Consider the following 22,446-nt stretch of genomic DNA (forward strand, 5'->3'; position numbering starts at 1 on the left):
CTCAATCCGCGTCCCGCTCTAGGGCGAGTCTGCGTAAAACACCGCACGCACGGTGACATGCCATGTATTTACCGAACTCGAAAGTACGGAGCAGTGAGTACTGGAACAGATAGTCAGCTATCTATCCCGTAGTCATGTCCCTCCGGAGCCGATTTATTGTTAATTATTGGCGACAGCTGCTAGGGGGCACTCTTTATGAACGACCAGGCGTTATCTAGATTGCTAGAAATTTCCCGCAGGTTGCGGCACTTGGTCGCGGGGGATAATACCTTAGTCGCATGAAAAATGTTTCATGTAATGGCGTAAATGCCCTGCTTTTGATGGCGAAATGCGACCTGTAGCCGCTGCCGCAGGCTGCGCTGGCCTGTGTGAACCCTTGGGATTTCCAGTGGGCACAGGGCCAGCGCAGCCTGGCGGCAGCGGCTACGGGCTTATAGCGCGGGGCGGTCGCTGGCTAGCCACGCTTGGAACTCGGCCGCCGGCATGGGGCGGGCGATCAGGTAACCCTGGCCCACGTCACACCCGGCCTGGCGCACAAAATCGTACTGCTCCGGCGTTTCGATGCCTTCGGCTGTCACGTGGAATTTCAACGCATGCCCCAACTGAATGATTGCCCGGGTAATCGCCACGTGGGTGGTGGAGTGCGGCAGTTCCTGGATAAAGGCGCGGTCGATCTTCAGGTTGTCCACCGGCAACAAGTGCAGGTAAGCCAGCGATGAATAACCCGTACCAAAATCGTCCACCGCCGTGGTCACACCCATGCTCTGCAATCGCCCCAGCACGCTGCGCGCCAGTTGCCGGCTTTCCAGGAACAGGCTTTCCGTGACTTCCACTTCCAGCGCCCGCGCCGGCAATTGATAGCGCTGCAGGGCACGGGTGACGGTGCTGGCGAAGTCGCTGCGCTCGATCTGCGGCACGGCGACGTTGACCGCCACGTGGCCATCGAAACAGCCACTGTCGCGCCAGCGGCGGATTTGCCCGCACACCTGGTCCAGCAGCCATTCGCCCATGGGCAGGATCAGCCCGGTGCGCTCGGCCAGGGGAATGAAATCGCTGGGCGGGATCAGTCCGGCCACCGGGTCGCGCCAGCGCATCAGCGCTTCGGCGCCCATCACCTGGCCGTCCGCCAGGTTCAGCTTGGGCTGGTACCACACTTCCAGCTCGTCGTTGTCCAGGGCGCGGCGCAGGGCATGTTCCAGGCTGACACGCTGCTGCATGTGCTGGGTCATGTGCCGCTGGTAGAACCGATAGTCGTTACGCCCGGCTTCCTTGGCCGCGTACATGGCGGTGTCGGCGTGGCGCAGCAGGGTGTCGCCGCAGGCACCGTCGGACGGGTACAGGGCCACGCCGATGCTGGCGGTGATCAGCGCGGTGCTGCCGTCCAGCTCGAACGCGGGGCGCAGGCTGTCGAGCAGGGCTTGCAGGCGGGCGATGATCTCCTCTACATGGCGACCAATGGGCAACACGAAGGCAAACTCGTCGCCGCCCAGCCGGGCCACCCGGTCGCCGGGGCGCAAGGCCAATTGGAAGCGCACGGTGACTTCCTGCAACAGGCGGTCGCCGGTGGGGTGGCCCAAGGTGTCGTTGACGGTCTTGAAACCATCCAGGTCCAGTACCAGCACCGCCAATTGCCGGCCGTGGGTGCCGGCCTGGCGGATGTCCTCGGCCAGGTCGCGGTGGAACAGCACGCGGTTGGCCAGCCCCGTGGTGGCATCAAAGTGCGCCAGGCGTTCCAGCGCGGCCTGGGTCTGCTTGAGGCGGGTGATGTCGTTGGAGATGCCCAGCACGCCCAGCAGTTGGCCGTCGGGGGTACGCAGCGGGCATTTGGTGGTCAGGTAGGTGCGCGGCTCGCCCTGGCGGTGGTGGATGTCCTCGAAGCGCTGGGCCTGGCTGTTGTTCAGCACCGTGGCGTCGTCCAGGTTCTGCTGACGGGCATCGGCGGGAATCATGAAGTCATCGCGGCGTTTGCCGATCAGGTCATCTTCCTGGCGGCCGACGGCGTCTTCATACAGCTGGTTGCACAGCACCAGCCGGCCCTGTGGGTCGAACATGTAGATCAGCGACGGCGCGTTGTCGACGATGGCTTGCAGCAGGGTCTTCTGGCGCAGCAGTTCATCCTCGGCCTGGCGGCGCAGGGAGATATCGCGCACCACGGCGAAAGTCACCGGTTCGCCGTCCAGGTGCAGCACGCTGAGGGTGACTTCGGCGGGGAACAGGCTGCCGTCCAGGCGTCGGTGGGTCCACTCGAAACGCTGTACACCCTTGGCATTGGCCGCTGCCATGACCAGCTCGGCGCGCTCAACCGAGGGGGTGCCGTCTTCCTGCAGCGGCGGCGACAGATCCAGTGGGCTGACGTTTTTGAACGCAGCGGCATCGCTGAAGCCGAATGTGGCCAGCATGGCTGCGTTGGCCTGGCTGCTGAAGCCATGCTGGTCGAGGATCCACACCGCGTCCGGGGAGCAGTGGAACAGGCGGCGGAAGCGGTCTTCGCTCAAGGCCAGGGAGGCGCGCACGCTGGCGTGCTCCTGGATCTGGCGCTTGAGCTCCAGGTTGCGGCGGCGGATCAGGCGTTGGCTGATGCCGATCTGCACCGCCAGCACGGCCAGCAACACGATGGCCGCCAGGCACAGCCAGGTCAGCGGCGACTGCCAGGCCAGGCGCCACCGCGCCGCGCCACTGGTGCAGACCAGGCCGGCCAGCAGCACGCCGGTCAGCAGCAGGTAGCGGGTACCGGGGCAGCGCACGAACGTGCTGAAGGTTTTTTCTGTCATCTAGGCCGGTCTACCGAGTCAGGTGTCGACTCCCTGTCGCGCGAGCTTTCATTACCGTGAGGTATCGGTCGGGGCGCTCTAAGGTTTAGCCCCGCTCGCGAGGAATCTGACGAGGGGTCATGCGCACCCGGCAGGGTGCACGGGCCGTGACGGTGCATCTTGCAAAATGCACGGTGGTATGCGGGCTAAGTCGTTGTTTCTACTGGGGCGCCAAGTTGGCCTGATCGCTGCAATATCCCTGTTGAGAAGCCTTGAGGAATGCGTCATGAGCATTATTTGTTTTGTCAGAGGTTGTGAATGGGTCGCCTACCCCCTGCAGATGCCATCGATGACCTGTGAGCGTTGCGAGCGCTGCGGCAGCTTGCGTTACCACCATGTCATGACTCAGTAGCCAGCGCGCAGATGAAACGTCTGACAGGTTCGCCGCTTTGACATGAAATTCGCTCTACGCAGCGGTACCCTCCAAGGCTTCCCCGCCTGACATCGGATACCTGCGCGCATGCTTGCCCCTGCTGACGGTCTGCCCAGCCACAACCGCGTTCCTGCCGTGATTGCCATCTCGCTGGCGGTTGGCATGGCCACCCTCGACACCGCCATTGTCAACACGGCGCTGCCCACCCTGGCCACGGGCATCGGCACCGATTCGGCGTCGGTGATCTGGGTGGTCAATGCTTATCAACTGGCCATGGTCGCCACTATCCTGCCGTTTGCTTCGCTGGGCGAAGTGCTGGGGCACCGCCGGGTGTATCTGGGCGGGCTGCTGGTGTTCTTACTTTCCTCATTGGTGTGCGGCCTGGCTTGGTCCCTGCCGTCGCTGGCCATCGCGCGGGTGGTGCAGGGGTTGGGGGCGGCGGCGATCATGAGCGTCAATACCGCGCTGATTCGCTTTATCTATCCCTCCAGGATGCTGGGGCGGGGCATGGGCTACAACTCGCTGGTGGTGGGGTTGGCCTTCACCCTGGGGCCTACGGCGGCGTCTGCCATTCTGGCGGTGGCCAGCTGGCATTGGCTGTTCCTGATCAATGTGCCGCTGGGGTTGCTGGCGGTGGTGCTGGCCCAGCGCAATCTGCCTGAGATCGAACGTGCAGGCCATGACTTTGACCGCGTGGCGGCGGTGCTGTGTGCCGGGCTGTTCGGTTTTCTGGTGTTGGGGCTGGGCACCACGGTGCATGGTGCCAGCGGTGTGCTCACCGGGGCTGAACTGTTGATGGCCCTGGCCTGCGGCGTATTGCTGATCCGTCGCCAGGCCGGTCACCCGGCGCCTATGCTGGCCCTGGACCTGTTCCGTCGCCCATTGTTTGCGCTGTCGTCGGCCACGGCCATCTGTGCGTTCAGCACCCAGGGCCTGGCCTTCGTGGCCTTGCCGTTTCTGTTGCAAAGCGTGCTGGGGCACAGTCAAGTGGCGACCGGGTTCCTGATGACGCCGTGGCCGGCAGTAGTGGCCCTGGTAGCGTTGGTGGCGGGGCGCCTGGCCGATAGGTTTTCGCCGGGGTTGCTGGGCGGCATCGGCTTGCTGGCGTTGAGTGCGGGCATGGCCAGCCTGGCCTTGCTGGGCGATGGCGCCTCGGCCTTCGACATTGGCTGGCGCATGGCGCTGTGCGGCGCGGGGTTCGGCTTTTTTCAGTCACCCAACCTCAAGGCTCTGATGACCAGCGCGCCGGCGCATCGCAGCGGCGGCGCCAGTGGCATCGTCGCGACGTCGCGGTTGCTGGGGCAGACGTTGGGGGCTTCGCTGGTTGCGTTGTGCTTCCACGCGTCGCTGAGCAGTGGGCCGCAATGGGCGTTGTGGCTGGGGTGTGTGTTTGCCCTGGGTGGCAGCATCGCCAGCGGCGCGCGGTTGATGCAACGCCCGTAGCCGCTGCCGCCAGTTACGCTGGAAATCTCCAGTGAATGTGGGGGCCAGCGCAGCCTGGCGGCAGCGGCTACAGGGGATGGTTTTTGATAGGGGTAGTGGCGTAAAGATGGCGTTAGGATATTATTTGGCTATCGCTCAACAGGGATAGTCTTATGCGAACGCTGCTGCTGGTGGCCTTGACCTCAGCCGTCCTTTCAGCCACTGCGATGGCCAAATCCTCATCCCCGACCGACGATGAGATTGCACGACGGATCATCACCGAATCGATTGCCACCTACCCCAGTGTCTGTGCGTGTCCTTACAACAGGGCGCGCAATGGCAGCAGTTGTGGGCGGCGCAGCGCCTACAGCAAGCCCGGTGGCTATGCGCCAATCTGTTACCGGGAAGATGTGTCGGATGAAGAAATTGCCCAATACCGCCGACGTGTCAATGGCTGACACGACACCTCACGACCCGACGTAGCCGCTGCCGCCAGGCTACGGTGCATCCTGGCGGTGTCAGTTCAGGTGAGCCTTGAGCTCCTGGCCTGCCTGGCGCATGGCCGCCTTGACCTCGGGGATGTTGCTCAGCGGGTTGAGCAGGCCGTAGTCATGGATCATGCCGTTGTAGCGCACCGCCGTCACGTCCACCCCAGCCGCGTCCAGTTTGCGGGCGTAGGCTTCGCCTTCATCGCGCAACACGTCCAGGCCGGCGGTCTGCACCAGTGCCGGTGGCAGGCCCTTGAGCTGTTCAAGGCTGGCACGCAGCGGCGAGGCGTGGATCTCGGCGCGCTGGGCGGCGTCGGTGGTGTAGCTGTCCCAGAACCAGGTCATCATGTTCTTGGTCAGGAAATGCCCCTGGGCATATTGCTGGTACGACGCATCATCGAAGTTGGCGTCGGTCACCGGCCACAACAGTAGCTGGAAGCGCAGTTTGGGCGTGCCCTGTTCCTTGGCCATCAGGCTGACCACCGCGGCCATGTTGCCCCCCACACTGTTGCCGGCCACCGCCAGGCGCTTGCCGTCCACACCAATCTGCTTGCCGTGCTCGGCTACCCAGCGGGTGGCGGCGTAGGCCTGATTGATGGCGGTAGGGTAGTGCGCTTCGGGCGACGGGGTGTAGTCCACATACACCGCTACGGCGCCGGAATTCACCACCAGGTCATGAATCAGGCGAGCGTGGGTCGGGTAGTCGCCCAGCACCCAGCCACCGCCGTGGAAGAACATGAACACGGGCAGATCGCCCTTCACCTTGGCGGGCCGCACGATGGTCAGCTTGATGGCCTGGCCATCGACCTGGATGGTCTTGTTGCTGACGTCCGTGCCGGACAGATCAACCTTCACCGAGTTTTGCGCGCCGGTCAGTACGGCACGGGCGTCCTTGGGGCTCAGCTGTTCGATCGGCGTGCCGCCACCCGCGTTCAGGGCATCCAGGAACGCCTGGGTCTGGTGTTCGGCGCCGGTGTCGTCGGCGGCGAAAGCGTTGCCGATGGACAGGGCCAGCAGGGAAGCGGTGAGGGTTTTGCGCAGGGTCATGGTGTTGTTCCTTCAAAGTGTCGTTAAGTGAAGTGCGGCGTTGTTCGCGGCATGGGGGCTACTTTACGGAGGATCCATGAATGGGACAATTGCATGCATTTGAGAATCATTGATTCTATTTTGGGGACAATGTAGCCGCTGCCGCCAGGCTGCGCTGGCCGGTGGGACTCCTGGAAATCCGCAGCGAGGCACAGGGCCAGCGCAGCCTTCGGCAGCGGCTACGGTTTGTCGTATTACATGAAGGAAATTTCCCAAAGTTTTGTGGAAAATTCCGATGAGGCGTTTTCCTCTATCAACCACATGGCCACTTGGATACCTTCCCGTCCGAATACCCCAACAGGAGTGACTCCTCAGGTACATATTGAATTGATTGCCCCCACTGCCTGTTGGCAGGCTGGGCTAAAGTTTAAATTGCATTGGTGCCTGATTGTGTTTGCACACTCCTTACAACGATTCGGGGGGTCTATGACATCCAACAGTTTCCAGAATGAAATTCCCAAGGCCAGGGTCAATATCAAACTTGACCTGCATACCGGCGGTGCCCAGCGCAAAGTGGAGTTGCCGTTGAAATTGCTGGTGCTGGGTGACTTCAGCAACGGCCATGAGCAGCGGCCGCTGGCCGGGCGCGGCAAGCTGGACATCAACAAAAACAATTTCGACAGCGTGCTGGGCCAATACGCGCCCTGCGTGAAGATGGTACTGCCAGATACGCCAGACAGCCCTGGCGATACCGCCATTGATTTGAAGTTTCAGTCCATCAAGGATTTTGAGCCCGAACAAGTGGCACGGCAAATACCGCACTTGCGCGCGTTATTGGCCATGAGGAATTTGTTACGAGACCTTAAATCCAATTTGCTCGATAACGCCACGTTTCGACAGGAGCTGGAGCGCATTCTCAAGGACAGCGCTTTAAGTAACGAGTTACGTCAGGAACTGGCTGCATTGGCGGCTCCGCAACAGAGCTGATTATTCCTTATTGTTTTGCAGGATGTAACTTCAATGTCAACGCCCCATTCTTCCGCATTATCCAGCGGCGGCCCGGTGTCGCTCCAGGAAAACCCCAGCGTCTATACGTCGCTGCTGGCAAAGATCGATCTCAGTCCCGTTGCCGCACTGGGCGGGATCGAAGTGTTTCAGCATATGGACGCGCTGTCCGAGGCCACCGCCGATGAGCGCGTGACGGCGGCCGTCAGTGTGTTCCTCGACCTGCTGCAGCAGTCCTCGCGTACCGTCGAGCGTCTGGACCGGGCGCTGCTGGATGAACACATTGCCACTTTGGACCAGCAGATAAGCCGTCAACTGGACCAGGTGATGCACCATCCGGACTTTCAGCGCGTGGAGTCCACCTGGCGCGGGGTGAAGTCGCTGGTCGACCAGACCGATTTTCGCCAGAACGTGCGCATCGAACTGCTGGACGCCAGCAAGCAGCACCTGATTCAGGACTTCGAGGACGCCCCCGAAATTGCCCAGAGCGGGTTGTATTGGCACACCTACACCCTGGAATACGACACCCCGGGCGGCGAGCCCATCGCCGCCGCCATCTGCGACTACGAATTCGACCGCAGCCCCCAGGACATGGCGTTGCTGCGCAACCTGTCCAGTGTCGCGGCGGCGGCCCACATGCCGGTCATCAGTGCCGTGGGCCCCGCATTTTTCGGCAAGCAGACCATGGAGGAAGTGGCGGCCATCAAGGACATCGGCAACTATTTCGACCGTGCCGAATACACCAAGTGGAAAGCCTTTCGCGACAGCGACGATGCCCGTTACATCGGCCTGACCACACCACGGGTGTTGGGCCGCTTGCCCTACGGCCCGGACACGGTCCCGGTGCGCAGCTTCAACTACATCGAAAGCGTCAAAGGCCCCGACCACCACAAATACCTGTGGACCAACGCCTCGTTCGCCTTTGCCGCCAACATGGTCAAGAGCTTTATCCGCAACGGCTGGTGCGTGCAGGTGCGCGGTCCGCAGTCCGGCGGGGCGGTCAGTGGCCTGCCCATCCACCTCTATGACCTGGGCACTGGCAGCCAGGTGAAGATCCCCTCCGAGGTGATGATCCCCGAGACCCGCGAGTTCGAGTTCGCCAACCTGGGGTTCATCCCCCTGTCGTACTACAAGAACCGTGATTACGCCTGTTTCTTCTCCGCCAACTCCGCGCAGAAACCGGCGCTGTACGACACCCCCGACGCCACCGCCAACAGCCGTATCAATGCGCGCCTGCCGTACATCTTCCTGCTCTCGCGCATCGCCCATTACCTGAAACTGATCCAGCGCGAAAACATCGGCACCACCAAGGACCGGCGCGTGCTGGAAGTGGAACTCAACAAGTGGGTCAGCGGCCTGGTGACCGAAATGACCGACCCCGGTGACGACCTGCAAGCCTCACACCCGCTGCGCGACGCGCGGGTCACGGTGGAAGACCTGCACGACAACCCCGGTTTCTTCCGCGTCAAGTTGTACGCCGTGCCGCATTTCCAGGTGGAAGGCATGGACGTGAACCTGTCGCTGGTTTCGCAGATGCCCAAGGCCAAGGCCTGAACCCGTCCAAGGACCTGACACCATGAAAATAGACCGTCCCGCATGGGCCACGGGGGTGTTGCTCTCACCCCAGCAATTCCAGCAACAGGCGCGCTGGGAGGCCTGGAGCAATGAAAACCTGGCTCGCCTGCAATGGGTGCACCCCTGGGGTGTATTGGCCGCCGAATTCGATCCCGACGCGCTGCGCCTGGGCAAGCTGCACGCCACGCGCATTCAGGCCAGGCTGCCAGATGGCACGTTGATCGACACCGATACAGCCGATGCACTGCCACCGGCGCAGGCGCTGTCCACGCTGCTGGCCGACGTCGGTCAGAGCGCGACCCTGGTGTTGGCGTTGCCACTGGAAAAAGCCAACGGTCGCAATTGCCTGCCTTCAGCCGAACGCGCCAACTACCCGACGCGATACCGGCAAAGCTGGAAGCAGGTCCAGGACCTGTACGGCGACGAGGTGGAGTCTGTGGCCGTGCTGGAGCACGACCTCAGCCTGCGCCTGAGCACCAGCGGCACCGGCGAGTACGTCACCTGCCCGCTGGCGCGGCTGGTGCAGGACAGTCAGGGCGGCTGGGTGCTGGACCCAGGCTTCGTGCCGCCTTTGCTCAGCCTGGCTGCGCACCCGGGGTTGGTGGCGCAACTGGACAACCTGTTGACCCAGCTGTCAGCCAAGCGTGAACGCCTGATGGGCATGCGCCGCGAGTGCAACCAGCGCATGGCCGACTTTGCCGTGGCCGATGTGTCGCTGTTCTGGCTGCTCAACGCACTCAACACTTACCAGCCGGTGCTGGCTGACCTCATCCAGTATCCGGCGCGCCATCCCGAGCAGGTGTATGGCGAGCTGGCGAAGCTGGCGGGTGCGCTGCTGACCTTCTCCCTGGACCATGACATTGAGCAGATACCGGCGTATCGGCACGACGACCTCGGCTCGGTATTGCCGACCTTGATCAAGGTGATCTCGACGCTGCTGGAGGCCAGCCTGCCATCGCGGGTGGTCACCCTGGACCTGCGTGAAACCGCCCCCAACCACTGGCAGGCACGGCTGGATGACCCGCGCCTGCGCGAACCCGGCGCCGCCGATTTCTACCTGTCGGTGCGCTGCCGCTTGCCGGCCGCGCAGGTGCAATTGCAGTTTCCGCGCCTGTGCAAGGTGGGCGCGCCGGACGAGGTCAGGCAACTGGTCAACGCGGCCCTGGACGGCGTGCCGCTGCAAGCCCTCAGCCACGTGCCCGCGGCCATCGCATTGCGCCTGGAAAACCAGTATTTCGCCTTGGATCTTGGCCACCCCAAGGGGCAGGCCGTGCTGGCTGAGGGACTGTGCGCGTTCTACGTGCCCAGCACCTTGACCGAAGCGCAGCTGGAACTGTTCGCGGTACTGCGCACATGAGCCCCTTGCAGATGAAGGCCGATGCCGCAGCGATGGACATCGATCAGGTGCTCCAGGACAGCTACCTGCTGGTGGTGCAGTTACGCAACGGTAGCATGCCCGTCGAGGTGCAGCAGTTGCGTGAGCGCTGCGCTGCGCAAGTGGTCAGCGTGCGCGAACAGTTGCAGGGCGCAGGCCTGAGCCAGGCCAATATCGAGCGCATCAGCTACGCGCAATGCGCCTTGCTGGATGAAACGGTGCTGCACGTCGCCACCGAGGACGAGCATGACGCGTGGGCCGGCGAGCCGTTGCAGGCGCGCTTCTTCAATCGCCATCAGGCAGGCGACTTCCTTTATGAGGAACTGCGCGAAGTGCTGCGCCAGCCTGCGCCTGACCTGCAGGTACTGACGGTCTATCACCGGGTGCTGATGCTGGGTTTTCGAGGGCGTTATCACGCCATTGATGCGCCGGAGCGCGAGCAGCTTCAGGCGGCATTGGACGAGCTGATCATGCCTTTGCAGGTGTGCAAGCCCCTGACGACACGGCTGGGCACCCACGCCCGATTCAGGTATGGCAGCCGGTCACTGGTCCTGCACGCGGTAGGGGCTGGCGCATTGCTGGCGGTCGCGTGGTGGGGGCTGAACCATTGGCTCGCCAGTCAAGCGGCCGGGCTCATGGTGGGACCTGCGTGAGGGGGTGTCCATGATCCGCACCTTGTGGCGCTGGATGGCCCGTCGTCATGCCGTCTGTGTGGCGCTGGGCAAGCCCGACGCCTTGCCACCGCCCGGTTACCGGCAGCCTGTTGTACTGGTCTGCGGCGACGGTCAGCCAGCCCTGTTTGGCGCTTCGCCGGACGTACCATCCGTCACCGATCAGGCCTGCTATGTGCCGGTACCGCGTGTGAAGAACCTGCCGGCGGTGGTGGCCGATCTGCGCACCTTGCGTCCCGGCTGGGCGGGGCAACTCAGCGTTCTGTTGGTCGTCAACCCCGGCGAGCACCAGGACACGGTCAGCCTGGCGGGCCGACTTCGCGCCTTCGGTCATCAGCTCGCCCTGGCACGCCGGGGCGGGCAGCCGCTGCCAGTGACCGTGGCCGGCTACGTGCCTGCTGCCCATTGTGCCGGGCCCTGGTTTTGCTGGGAGGCAGGCCAGCCCAGCCCCTGGGTACTCGAGGGCGCCAGCCGGGCCGATCTGATCGCTTGGCAGCGGCAGGTGACGGACACCACTGCACGCACGGCGCGGTTGCATGCCGCGGTGCAGCTTGAATGCGCAGCGCGGTGGCTGCATGAGCGCGTCCTGGTTCACGTCGATGCCCGGGTGGCGACCTGCGCCGTGATGCTGGTCGCGGCAACACCGCAGCAGCAGCCCGGCAACCTGTGGCAGCAGTGGCTGCACCAGCGCACGGGGTTGGTTCAGGCAGCGACAGGGCACGCTGCCGGGCCGTCGCACTGGCCGTTCCCCGATCCCGTGGTGCAGCAACTGCCGGTCAGCGTGCGTCGTGTGCCGCCTGCGGTGATGGTGGCCCTGTGGCTGTTTACAGGGGGCTCGCTGCTGGCCATGGGGCATACCGCCTGGCAGAGCCGGTGGCTGCCCGCGCCGGCCATGGTCCAGGCGCAGCCTCAGCCCATCGCTCCCACAGCCCACCCCCTGCGCCTGGACAGCCTGTCGCTGTTCGCCAGCGGCAGTGCGCAACTCAAGCCGCAGGCTACCCAGGTGCTGGTGGGTGCGTTGCTGGACATCAAGGCCGGGCAGGGCGGTTTGATCGTGGTCACCGGGCACACCGATGCCACGGGCCACCCCGACAGCAACCAACGCCTGTCGGTGGCCCGCGCCGAAGCGGTGCGCGACTGGATGCAGACCATTGGCGGCATGCCCGCCCACTGTTTCGCGGTGCAGGGCTTCGGCGCCAGCCAGCCCATCGCCAGCAACGACACCGAATCCGGACGCGCCGCCAACCGGCGCGTCGATATCCGCCTGGTCCCGGAAGGGGAGGCCTGTGGGGCCTTCACCCAGGAGTCAGGCCAACAACCTGTGCCGCCCGTGGCGGCCAATTCTTGAGGAGTTACACATGGCTATCCCTGTTTACCTGTGGCTGAAAGACGATGGCGGCGCCGACATCAAGGGCTCCGTCAACGTACAAAGCCGAGAAGGCAGCGTCGAGGTCGTCGCCCAGGACCACAAGCTGTACATCCCCACCGATGACAACACCGGCAAATTGACCGGTGCACGTATCCACACGGCGTTCAAATTCACCAAGGAAATCGACGCCAGCAGCCCCTACCTCTACAAGGCCGCCAGCACCGGCCAGACCCTCAAGACGGCGGAGTTCAAGTGGTACCGCATCGACGATGCCGGCCAGGAAGTGGAGTACTACAACACTAAATTGGAGAACGTGAAGGTGGTGACCGTCGCGGCAAAGATGCATGACGTGAAAGACCCCGCCAAGGAAAAGCACAACCACCTGGAGGAGGTGGAGCTGCGCTACGAGAAGATCACCTGGACCTACAAGGACGGCAACATCATCCATTCCGACTCCTGGACGGAGCGCCAGACCGCCTGATGCCCATGACCCGGCAAGCTGCGGCTTGCCGCTGCCTGGTGTGCAGGGTTGAGCGTCCGTTCGCGGGCGTTCAGCCAAGCACATCGCCCCGTTTCCAGAACAAGGACGTACCCGCCATGGTACCCGTTGCCACCCAATTGCTGCGCCGCCTCAACCCCCACTGCGCCCAGGCGCTCAGTGCTGCAGCGTCACTGTGCCAAAGCCGCGCCCACGGGCACATTACCCTGGAGCACTGGCTGCTCAAACTGCTGGAGCAGGATGAGGGCGACCTGACCCTGATTGCCCGCCGCCATGCCTGCGATATGGACGCGCTGTGGGGCGGCCTGCTCGATCACCTGCAGCGTCTGCCGCGCAGCGTGCAGGTCAAGCCGCAGCTGTGCGAGCGTCTGCAACAACTGATCCGCGACGCCTGGTTGCGCGCGTCCCTGGAAGGCAACGTCGAGCACCTGCGCTCGGTGCATGTGCTGGCCGCGCTGATGGACACCCCGACGTTGCTGGCCTGCGACGCCCTGTGGCCGTTGCTCAGCCTGGGGCAGGCGCAATTGCAACAGTTGCAGCCCTGGCTGGATCAGGCTTCGGTGGAGCGCTGCGCGGCGCAAGCGTCACCCGTGTTCACCGATGCGCCAGCCCGCGACGCGGTCCTGGATCGGTTCACCCACGACCTCACCGCCAAGGCGCGGCAAGGGGGCATCGACCCGGTGTTCGGCCGTGACAACGAGATTCGTCAGGTCATCGATATCCTCAGCCGTCGGCGCAAGAACAACCCGCTGCTGGTGGGCGAGCCCGGCGTGGGCAAGACCGCCCTGGTCGAAGGGCTGGCCCTGCGCATTGCCGATGGCAATGTGCCCGACAGCCTCAAGCCGGTCAGCGTGCGCACCCTGGACCTGGGTTTGCTGCAAGCTGGGGCAGGGGTGAAGGGCGAGTTCGAACAGCGGCTCAAGCAGGTGATCGAAGCCGTACAGCAATCGCCTGTGCCTGTACTGTTGTTTATCGACGAGGCTCACACCCTGATCGGCGCCGGCAACCAGGCAGGTGGCGCCGATGCGGCCAACCTGCTCAAACCGGCCCTGGCCCGTGGCGAGTTGCGCACCATCGCCGCCACCACCTGGTCGGAATACAAGCAGTATTTCGAGCGCGACGCCGCCCTGGAGCGCCGCTTCCAGCGCGTGGCCGTGGAGGAGCCGGACGACCCAGGCGCCTGCCTGATGCTGCGCGGCCTGAAAGATCGCTACGCGCGTCATCATGGCGTCCACATCCTCGACGCCGCCGTGCAGGCTGCGGTTAGCCTGTCGCGTCGCTACCTCAGTGGCCGCCAGCTACCCGACAAGGCGGTCGACCTGCTGGATACCGCCAGTGCCCGTGTGCGCATCAACCTGGACTGTGAGCCCCAGGCGCTGGTGCAGCTCAAGGCCAGGCTCGAGGCCCTGATGCTGGAGCGCCAGGCCCTGGAAGACGACGCCCGCCTGCATGGCTTCAATATCGACGAGCGCCGCGACACCCTTGACGCCCAGTACGATGAACTGCTGGACCAGCAACTGCGATTGCAGGCGCAGTACCAGCAAGAGCAGGCCTTCAGCCAACGACTGCTTGCCGCGCGCCAAAGCGAGCCGCTGGACCGCGCCGTCTGCAACGATTTGCTGGGCTGGCTGGTGGCCACCCAGGGCGAGCAACCGTTGCTGTCGCTGGAGGTCGGCGTGCGCAACGTCGCTGAAGTGGTGGCCGACTGGACCGGCGTGCCCCTGAGCAGCCTGCTCAAGGATGAACAGGCCAGCCTGTTGGCGCTGGAACAGCAACTGGGCCAGCGCGTCATTGGTCAGGCGCCGGCCCTCGAAGCCCTGGCCCAGCGGTTGCGCGCCGCCAAGACCGGTCTTGCGCCGGAGGATGCGCCGCTGGGCGTGTTCCTGCTGGTGGGCAGCAGCGGCGTCGGCAAGACCGAAACGGCCCGGGCCCTGGCGGACGTGCTGTTTGGCGGTGAAAAGTCGCTGATCACCCTCAACCTGTCCGAGTACCAGGAGCCCCACACCGTCAGCCAACTCAAGGGTTCGCCACCGGGGTATGTCGGCTACGGGCAGGGTGGGGTGCTGACCGAAGCCGTGCGCCAGCGTCCCTACAGCGTGGTGCTGCTGGACGAGGTGGAAAAGGCCCATCGCGATGTGCTCAACCTGTTCTACCAAGTGTTCGATCGCGGCTTCATGCGTGACGGTGAAGGGCGCGAAATCGACTTCCGCAACACCGTCATCATTATGACCTCCAACCTGGGCAGCGATCCATTGCAAGCCCTGTTGCAGGCCCAGCCTGACGCCACCGACAGCGATCTGCACCGCCTGCTGCACCCTCTGTTGCGCGATCATTTCCAGCCCGCGCTGCTGGCGCGCTTCCAGACCCTGATCTACCGCCCGCTGGGTGCCGAGGCCCTGAGCCGCATCGCCGCGCTCAAGCTCGGAAAACTGAGCCAGCGACTGCACCGCCACTACGGCCTGGGCTGCCAACTGCAGCCAGGCCTCACCGACGCCCTGGCCGCCGCCTGCCTGCTGCCCGACAGCGGCGCACGCACCCTCGACACCCTGCTCAACCAGCAGATCCTGCCCGTGCTTAGCCAGCAACTGCTGCAACGCCAGGCGGCGGGCCCGCGTGCCCGTGGGGTGACGCTGGGGTACAGCGAAGAGGAGGGGGTGACGATGCATTTTGAAGAAGTAGAGGAAAACCAGGCATGAGCGTGAGCATCCCCATGGGGCCGTTTTTTGACCACAGCCGACATCGGCTCACGGTGTACAACTGTAAGGCGCCGATTGATGTGCTGGCGTTCGAGGGTGAGGAGCGGTTGAGCCAGTGCTTCAAGTACCGCATCGAATTCACCAGTGCGGTGCAGGACATTCCGGCCGAAGACATCCTGGGCCATGAGGCCTACTTCAGCTTGTATCCGCTACCGCAGAAGCCGCTGTATCGCGGCATGCAGGTGCCTGCGCCGGTACCGTTGCGCAAGGTGCATGGGGTGATCACGGAGTTCAAGCGCTTGTCTTCGTCGCGCGATGAGGCGCGCTACGAGGTGGTGTTGCAACCGCGCCTGGCTTTGTTGGGGCGCGGTCGTGAGTACCGCCTCTATCAGCAGCAGTCGGTGCCGGAGATTGTCGAAAGCATCCTGCGCAGCCGGCATGGTTATCTGGGGCAGCATTTTCTGTTTGACCTGTTGTACGAGTATCCGCGGCGGTTGCAGGTGATGCAGTACGGCGAGAGTGATCTGGCCTTTATTGAACGGCTGCTGGCCGAGGTGGGGATCTGGTATCGCTTTGGGACTGACGAGCGCCTGAATATCGGGGTCTTGGAGTTTCATGATGAACAGCGGTTTTACCGGTTTGACGTGGAATTGCCGTGCCGTTCGGAGTCGGGCTTATCGAGTGGTGAGCAGGACGCTGTCTGGCAATTGCAGTCGCATCATCAGGTGGTCGAGAAGCACATTCATGTTCGTACCTATGACCCGAACGATGTCTACGCGAAGCTTGAGGGGGATATCGATCAGACGCGTGGAGCCACGACGACCTACGGCGATGCTCACCATGTCGGCGATGCGTTTACGGCCATGGGTGACCGGTACGCCTTTCGGCATGAGCAGGAGCCGGAGACCGGAATCGGCCTGGCGCGGTTGCATCATGAGCGGTATCTCAATGACCGGACCCGGCTGAGTGGGACCACCAGTAGCCCCATCCTCGCGCCGGGCCAATGCCTGACGCTGAAAGGCGACGCGCCAGCGGCGTTTGCGCCGGGCGCGGTGATCGTCGGGCTGACCACCCGGGCGGCGCGGGACAGCAGCTTTATAGCCTGCTTTACCGGTATGCCCTACGACCGCGATGTGTGCTTCCGTCCGGCGCTCAAGCCCAAGCCGGTGATGGCGGGGACGGTGGCGGCGCGGATCTCCAGTGAGCAGCAGTACAACCAGTACGCCGATACCGACGAACAAGGCCGCTATCACGTGCGCTTCCTGTTTGACCGGGACACTTGGCCGTTAGGCCAGGAGAGCATATGGCTACGGTTGGCACGGCCGTATGCCGGCGATACCCATGGTTTGCACCTGCCGCTGATCGTGGGTACCGAAGTGGCGATCGCCTTCGAAAATGGTGACCCCGACAGGCCGTACATTGCCCACGCGCTGCACGACAGCGACCATCCTGATCACATCAACTACAAGAATGAAAAGCGCAACATCCTGCGCACGCCGGCCAACAACAAGCTGCGCATGGAGGACACGCGGGGTGAGGAGCATGTAAAGCTGGCGACCGAGCATGGTGGCAAGAGCCAGCTCAACCTGGGTCACGTTGTCGATTCCACGAAAAAGAAACGCGGTGCCGGGTTCGAGCTACGTACTGATGCCCACGGTGCCCTGCGCGCAGGTCAAGGTGTGTTCATCAGCGCCGATGCCCAACCGGAGGCTAACGGCCCGGTGCTGGACATGAAGGCCGCCGTCAATCGCCTCAAGGAGGCCGGTGAGCAGAGCTACAAACTGTCCCGCGAAGCCGAAGCTTGCGGCGCTGACCCCGCCGAAGTTCACCATCAGATGGCCCTGCTGCGCGAGGAAGTCGAGCAACTGCGCGGCGCGGTTGCCTTGATCAGCGCGCCCAATGGCATTGCCGTTACCAGTGGCAAGCACCTGCAACTGGCGGCGCAACAGAACCTGATTCTCAACGCAGGCGGCCAGGCGGACGTCAGCGTGGTGAAGCGGCTGTTTCTCGGGATCGGCGCGGGGTTGAGTGCGTTTGTCGACAAGCTGGGCATCAAGCTGATCGCCAACCAGGGACCGGTGAGTGTTCAGGCGCAGAACGACAAGCTGGAGTTGCTGGCTCGGCATGGGTTGGACATCACCAGTAGCGAGGATGAGATTCGTATTACGGCCAGGAAGCGAATCACGCTTAATGCGAATGGCAGTTACATCCAGATGGACCGCTACGGCATCGAAGCGGCCACGGAAGGCGAGATCAATCTGCGGTCGGTGTATTTCGCCTACCACAACGAAAAGTGTCGCAACGCGCCAACGTTGCCGGACCTGCCCACACCCAATAACCCGCCGTTTGAGTACAGCCAGCAATTTCAGTTGCTGCGGCCGGATGGGCAGATGCCGGTGGCCAATTCGCGGTATGTGATCAAGACGCATGATGGGGCGCAGGAATGGCGTGGGGTTTCCGATGAGGAGGGGCTGACTGAGCGGGTGTGGACGGTCGATGAGACGGATCTGTCGATCAGCTATGACCTGCCGGAGGAAGAGGAAGAAGAGGAGGAAGAGCGGCCTGAGGGTATTACCCTGCGGATCGGGCTGTTCTTTGATGGGACGGGGAACAACCTGCCCAACGCGGCAGCGGCTCAGCAGTGTCAACGTGAAGATGCAGAGTTGTTCGGCACAACGGGATTAGAGTTACTGATCAAGCAGTGCAAGAAACTTGGGTACGGGGAATATTCGGAAGGTCGGTTCAAGGCGGCGCCGGACAGTAGTTTCGGGAATACTGCAAGTAATGTAGCTCACCTTCTACGGCTTTACCCAGATGACACTGCCAGCAGTATTTCCGAGGACGCCGATATGGCATTTATGCCTGTTTACATCGAAGGGATCGGCACCCGTGCGGGAGATAAAGACAGTAATTACGGACAAGGCGTTGGTCGAGGTGAAACGGGTGTGGCGGCCCGGGTAAGAGAAGCCCCAGAAGCGATCGAAAAGCAGATGTTGAACTTTGTTTCCTCCAATCCAATGAAAACGATTCGCAGGATCGAATTCGACATTTTCGGATTTAGCCGAGGTGCAGCAGCAGCGCGTCATTGCGCAAATGAGTTGCTGAAGCCTGGGCGGGGTGTTTTCTGGGAAATTTTAAAGGGTGGGAGGTTGGGGATATTGCCTGGCTTTGAGCCCGCGAGCGATATCATTCTCAACTTTATAGGGCTGTTTGACACAGTTGCTGCCATTGCTGACCCATGGCGTGGCAATTTCGACATCACCGATGCGCGTAATCCAGGCGTTAACCTTTACTTGCCTCCAGGTTGTGCCCGAAAAGTGCTCCAGCTGACTGCGCGTGACGAAGTACGTTTGAACTTCGCGCTTAACAGCGTGAAGGAGGATCACCAAGAAATAGAATTGCCGGGGGTGCACTCTGACATCGGCGGTGGTTATTTGCCCATCGGACAGGAACGAATGTTGTTGACCCCACCCGCTCGCGTCCTGTTGGCACCCCACGAGAAGCTTGAGGACAGCACGGAGTGGCGGCAGGTCAATGAAAAGGTCCAAGCGTTACGCGCTACTGGTCTGGCCGGAGATGGCCAGATCTCTATTGCAAGGTGGGAAACGCCCCAGCCTCCCCGTGGTCGCTTCGGTGGTGGCACTGATCATTGGACAGCTATCACGCTGGATCGCTCGGTACGCGGTGAGTTGAGCCTGATTCCACTGCGGGTGATGCGTAATTTGGCGGTAGTCCATGGAGTGCCGTTCCAAGGGTTGGAGGATTACCCTGAGCTAGCCCTACCCGAGGAACTGGAAGCAGTCGCCGAACATATATTGGAGCTTGCTATGGCTGGTCAAGACGTACAGCTAGATAGTCATCAGCAGCGCTTGTTGGTCGCCCGTTATATTCATCAGTCGGCAAACTGGAATACACGCATGAGATTGGCAATAAATAAGCCGACTAAAAGCCGTAGGCGCAACGTTTATCCTCACAAGCCGCAAGAAGGGTACCCTCAATGAAGTATGTTGTATTGCTTTTGAGCCTGACCCTTTCACTAGGAGCTTGTAATGGTGGGCATATAAGTAACGGTAGGCCTATGCTTCCATATAAGTCTTGGTATGTCGGGCTTTCAGCGCCAAGATATATGGAGGTGTGGGTAGAGAGTGTCGATGTTATTGATCAGCTTGGCGAATTGTATTTCAATGTTTTTGGCGGTGTTGCGGGGTATGCCTCCCGTCCGGAAGACTGGAATAATGGGGTGGGGAAAACAATGCCGGTGAACAATGTTGATTTGCCTGAGCAAATCATATTGCGCTGGCAATCACTAGTGGAATCAAAAACCTATAGGGTCAATATCAATATCCCTAAGTGGGTTCGAGATGAAATGGTGAGGCCGACGCATATGTACTGCGTGCCTGCACAAAGAGATATGACCCTCTATCCGCATACGCTTACCTTGGGTATGGCGCCAGGAGGTATTGTTAAGGTTTGGGTAGGTGCTGGCTGCCTTGGATATAAAGAAGTGGGGCGTTTCCAAGCCGAAGTAGATCCGAATGGTCCTTACGGAGGAAAAACCAACGGACGATACAGGCCTATGAATCCTAGGAATAAAGATTATGTCGACCAATATGGAATTCCATACGGGTCTTGGTAAACCACAAGGTGTGGACAGAGCGTAACCAAAGTGAGGGTCAAACAATGCAACAAGTAAAAAACGCCAGCTCCACCCAACCGACTCGAACCGGCGTCACTCCCGTGACGTCATCAAAACCCACGCTCACCTGGATATCACCCGCCGACCACGACATATTCAGCCTCACCACCGACGCAGCACTGCCTGAGATCCTCTTCGAATTCGCCTCCAGTTTCACTGGCGAATACACCTGGACATGGACCCTGCAATGGGCAGCGAGAGTCTGTGGCCCTAATTACGGCCCGCGACAAGGGCGGTGCGTGAAACTCTTCCAAGAGTCGGAAAGCTTCACCTCCAGTGCAAAGCGTTGGCAATTCGAACTGGGCGGTAAAGTCCTGGGCGGCGTACTGACCGTGCAAGTCAAGGTCGATAACGAAGTGTTGTCACGGTCCGTACTGATCAAGGGGCAGAACCCTTCTCAACAGCAAATCCGCGATTATATCGACACCCTGGATGAACTCAGCGACTTTGACGACATGTTTGCCTCGGAAATCAAACAACGCCATTTCAGCGATCTCGACGACGAGCCCGTCGTAACGTTGGATCAGCGTTATGGCATTACCCACATGGCCCATTGGATGCCGTCCTACGAGCAAGCCTGGAACTGGAAGGCCAATGTGCTGGCCGGCAGTGAGGCTTTCCAGGAAAAAGTATTGATCGCCAGGGATTACCTGAGTCTGGAAGGTTATGCCTATACGGAAGAGCAACTACGCAACGAAACATTGAGCCGTTGGCGGGGCGGTATTTTTTATCGTTGGGATCGGGTGAACCGGGAATGGGTCCCCCGCAAGAAGCTGATCGATAACATTGCCTTAGCCAAAAGCGCGGCACTGCACAGCGAACTTTCCAGTGATCCGGAATCACCCGTCCATGAGCCGGGCGGTGGCCTGCTGGATAAGGGATGCTGCGCTGATTATGTGGCTGATAAATAAAGCACGCAGCAGCAATTAAATACTAAAAACAAGGAATGCATATGCAAGACATTATTCGCAACGGTGACAAAACCAGCAGTGGCGGCACTGTACTCGCCGGTTCCAGCACCATGGTGTTTGGCGGTATCGGGGTGGCACGGGTAGGGGACCCGGTCAGTTGTCCGGTGCATGGCTTCACCGCCATCGGCCAGGGGCACGAAAGCTTCACTGACAACGGGGTGCCGGTGGCCTTTGATGGGCATGCGTGCGACTGCGGTTGCACCCTGATTTCGTCCTTTCCTGATGCGAGCGTGCGTTGATCATGGCCATCCGACTGGACAAGTTGCCGCCCCCGGCACTTCGCCCGGCAGCGCCCAACGCCCTGCGCTGGGCGGCGTTGTTGGGCGTGCTGTTATTGGTGGGGCTGGCAAAGGCGAATCATCTGGCGACGCAAACACAGGAGCAGGACTGGCGCAGTTTCATCGGGTTTGCAGTAGTACTGCCGGTGTTGCTGTGGAGCCTGTGCTTTTTTACCCGCACCCTCATTTACGTGGGGCAGCGCGGTATGGCTGACGGCTGGGATTCGGCGCTGGATGAGCGTCGAGCACGGTTGATGCGCTTTGGCCGCAGGTCGCAGCAGGTGCTGGCGGTCAGCTGGTACACCGCGCTGCATGAACCGGATGACGGGGATGGCCGTAAACAGTTGGGTGTGATGCTCAACGACCAACCGTCTCTCAAAGCTCAAACCATAAGGGACGGTGCACTCTCGTTGCGCCACACTCGCCTGCAGGGCGAATCGGAGGGGCCTGAGGAAGCTTTACTACAAGCCATGCAAACCCTCCTCACCGACCTGGCCCCCACCCTGGCCAAACTGCCCGCCGACACCCCCCTGGCCGTCCTCCTGGAACTCAACACCACCGCCGCCCCCGAGTTGCTGCAACACCTCTGGCAAACCGCCTGGGCTACCAGTGGCATCGGCCATCCCATCGAAACCCTGGACGGCAGCGGCCTGTCGGTAGTCGACGAATGGCTGGACCAGCGCATCGACGACCCGGCGCTGCTGTTGGTCATCGCGCTGCAAGTCGCGCCGCCGCACCCCGAAGGCACAGGCGAGGCCGCCGTCGGTGTGTTGCTGGGCAACCGCCTGACCCAGGCCACGCTGCCGCCCATTGCCTACCTGCACCGGCCGCAGCAGGAGCGTGGCGCGGGTCAGGCGTCATTGGCCGAGGCTGCCCGGCAAGCGCTGGACTGGGTGCCGCTGCCGGCGATCGACATTGAGCGCACCTGGTGCACGGGGATCGTCGCCCAGCGCTCGGTGGCCCTCAACCGCGTCATCAAGGACTTGGCGCTTACGCCTGACCAGCGCCCGTGCTGCCCCGATGCCTTGCTCGGTAATACGGGCCTCGTCGCGCCGTGGCTGGCGGTCGCAGCCGCCACCCAGGCGATCACCTGCGGCGCAGGGCCGCAATTCATTTTCAGTGGCGAGGGCCCCGTGAATACGCGGCTCTGGTGCTCGGCAGTCATGCCGGGGCCGTCACCTCTGCGTTAGGA

General features: G+C 62.1%; 17 protein-coding genes. 15 read left to right on the top strand and 2 right to left on the bottom strand.

Annotated features, from left to right (window positions below; translation table 11 throughout):
- Positions 1-431: 431 nt before the first annotated feature.
- Positions 432-2,771 (bottom strand): putative bifunctional diguanylate cyclase/phosphodiesterase, encoded by a 2,340-nt coding sequence (locus ACZ9GA_RS10045; protein WP_457362819.1) that lies wholly within the window; start codon positions 2,769-2,771, stop codon positions 432-434.
- 265 nt (positions 2,772-3,036) lie between these two features.
- On the opposite strand from ACZ9GA_RS10045, the gene ACZ9GA_RS10050 reads away from it, so the two are divergent.
- From ACZ9GA_RS10050 to ACZ9GA_RS10060, 3 genes are all read left to right on the top strand, one after another.
- Positions 3,037-3,162, top strand: coding sequence for a PSPA7_2676 family Cys-rich small protein (locus ACZ9GA_RS10050; RefSeq protein WP_476226456.1), 126 nt, complete (start codon positions 3,037-3,039; stop codon positions 3,160-3,162).
- Positions 3,163-3,270: 108 nt separating this feature from the next.
- The gene (locus tag ACZ9GA_RS10055; RefSeq protein WP_457362817.1) at positions 3,271-4,626 is read left to right on the top strand and encodes an MFS transporter; all 1,356 of its coding nucleotides are present in this window, start codon (positions 3,271-3,273) and stop codon (positions 4,624-4,626) included.
- Between the two features lie 206 nt (positions 4,627-4,832).
- On the top strand, positions 4,833-5,063 hold the full coding sequence (locus tag ACZ9GA_RS10060; RefSeq protein ID WP_457363764.1) for a hypothetical protein: 231 nt from the start codon (positions 4,833-4,835) through the stop codon (positions 5,061-5,063).
- Positions 5,064-5,123: 60 nt separating this feature from the next.
- Here the strand turns inward: ACZ9GA_RS10060 and ACZ9GA_RS10065 are convergent, their stop codons facing one another.
- On the bottom strand, positions 5,124-6,140 hold the full coding sequence (locus ACZ9GA_RS10065; protein ID WP_457362816.1) for an alpha/beta hydrolase: 1,017 nt from the start codon (positions 6,138-6,140) through the stop codon (positions 5,124-5,126).
- 465 nt (positions 6,141-6,605) lie between these two features.
- On the opposite strand from ACZ9GA_RS10065, the gene tssB reads away from it, so the two are divergent.
- The 12 genes from tssB (at position 6,606) to ACZ9GA_RS10125 (ending at position 22,444) form a co-directional block, all read left to right on the top strand.
- Positions 6,606-7,106, top strand: coding sequence for a type VI secretion system contractile sheath small subunit (gene tssB, locus ACZ9GA_RS10070; RefSeq protein ID WP_457363763.1), 501 nt, complete (start codon positions 6,606-6,608; stop codon positions 7,104-7,106).
- A 33-nt stretch (positions 7,107-7,139) separates the two neighbouring features.
- A complete protein-coding gene (gene tssC, locus ACZ9GA_RS10075; RefSeq protein WP_457362815.1) occupies positions 7,140-8,678 on the top strand; it encodes a type VI secretion system contractile sheath large subunit in 1,539 nt (512 codons plus the stop codon).
- A 22-nt stretch (positions 8,679-8,700) separates the two neighbouring features.
- The gene (gene tssK / locus ACZ9GA_RS10080; RefSeq protein WP_457362814.1) at positions 8,701-10,056 is read left to right on the top strand and encodes a type VI secretion system baseplate subunit TssK; all 1,356 of its coding nucleotides are present in this window, start codon (positions 8,701-8,703) and stop codon (positions 10,054-10,056) included.
- On the top strand, positions 10,053-10,727 hold the full coding sequence (gene tssL / locus ACZ9GA_RS10085; protein ID WP_457362813.1) for a type VI secretion system protein TssL, short form: 675 nt from the start codon (positions 10,053-10,055) through the stop codon (positions 10,725-10,727). The genes tssK and tssL overlap by 4 nt, the downstream gene beginning before the upstream one ends.
- Before the next feature lie 10 nt (positions 10,728-10,737).
- A complete protein-coding gene (locus tag ACZ9GA_RS10090; RefSeq protein WP_457362812.1) occupies positions 10,738-12,093 on the top strand; it encodes an OmpA family protein in 1,356 nt (451 codons plus the stop codon).
- Positions 12,094-12,103: 10 nt separating this feature from the next.
- Positions 12,104-12,595 carry an Hcp family type VI secretion system effector gene (locus ACZ9GA_RS10095; protein WP_457362811.1) on the top strand — a complete coding sequence of 164 codons (492 nt, stop codon included), beginning with the start codon at positions 12,104-12,106 and terminating at the stop codon, positions 12,593-12,595.
- A gap of 116 nt (positions 12,596-12,711) precedes the next feature.
- Positions 12,712-15,309 carry a type VI secretion system ATPase TssH gene (tssH, locus tag ACZ9GA_RS10100; protein WP_457362810.1) on the top strand — a complete coding sequence of 866 codons (2,598 nt, stop codon included), beginning with the start codon at positions 12,712-12,714 and terminating at the stop codon, positions 15,307-15,309.
- Positions 15,306-19,310, top strand: a complete 4,005-nt coding sequence (vgrG, locus tag ACZ9GA_RS10105; RefSeq protein WP_457362809.1) for a type VI secretion system tip protein VgrG — start codon at positions 15,306-15,308, stop codon at positions 19,308-19,310. The genes tssH and vgrG overlap by 4 nt, the downstream gene beginning before the upstream one ends.
- A complete protein-coding gene (locus tag ACZ9GA_RS10110) occupies positions 19,307-19,945 on the top strand; it encodes a DUF2931 family protein (protein ID WP_457362808.1) in 639 nt (212 codons plus the stop codon). Before vgrG ends, ACZ9GA_RS10110 begins: the two co-directional genes overlap by 4 nt.
- Before the next feature lie 44 nt (positions 19,946-19,989).
- Entirely contained in the window at positions 19,990-20,916 is a 927-nt protein-coding gene (locus tag ACZ9GA_RS10115) for a hypothetical protein (protein ID WP_457362807.1), read from the top strand.
- A 41-nt stretch (positions 20,917-20,957) separates the two neighbouring features.
- A complete protein-coding gene (locus tag ACZ9GA_RS10120; RefSeq protein WP_457362806.1) occupies positions 20,958-21,215 on the top strand; it encodes a PAAR domain-containing protein in 258 nt (85 codons plus the stop codon).
- 2 nt (positions 21,216-21,217) lie between these two features.
- Positions 21,218-22,444, top strand: a complete 1,227-nt coding sequence (locus ACZ9GA_RS10125; protein WP_457362805.1) for a hypothetical protein — start codon at positions 21,218-21,220, stop codon at positions 22,442-22,444.
- Positions 22,445-22,446 lie beyond the last annotated feature (2 nt).

Source organism: Pseudomonas sp. TE3644 (assembly GCF_056278815.1).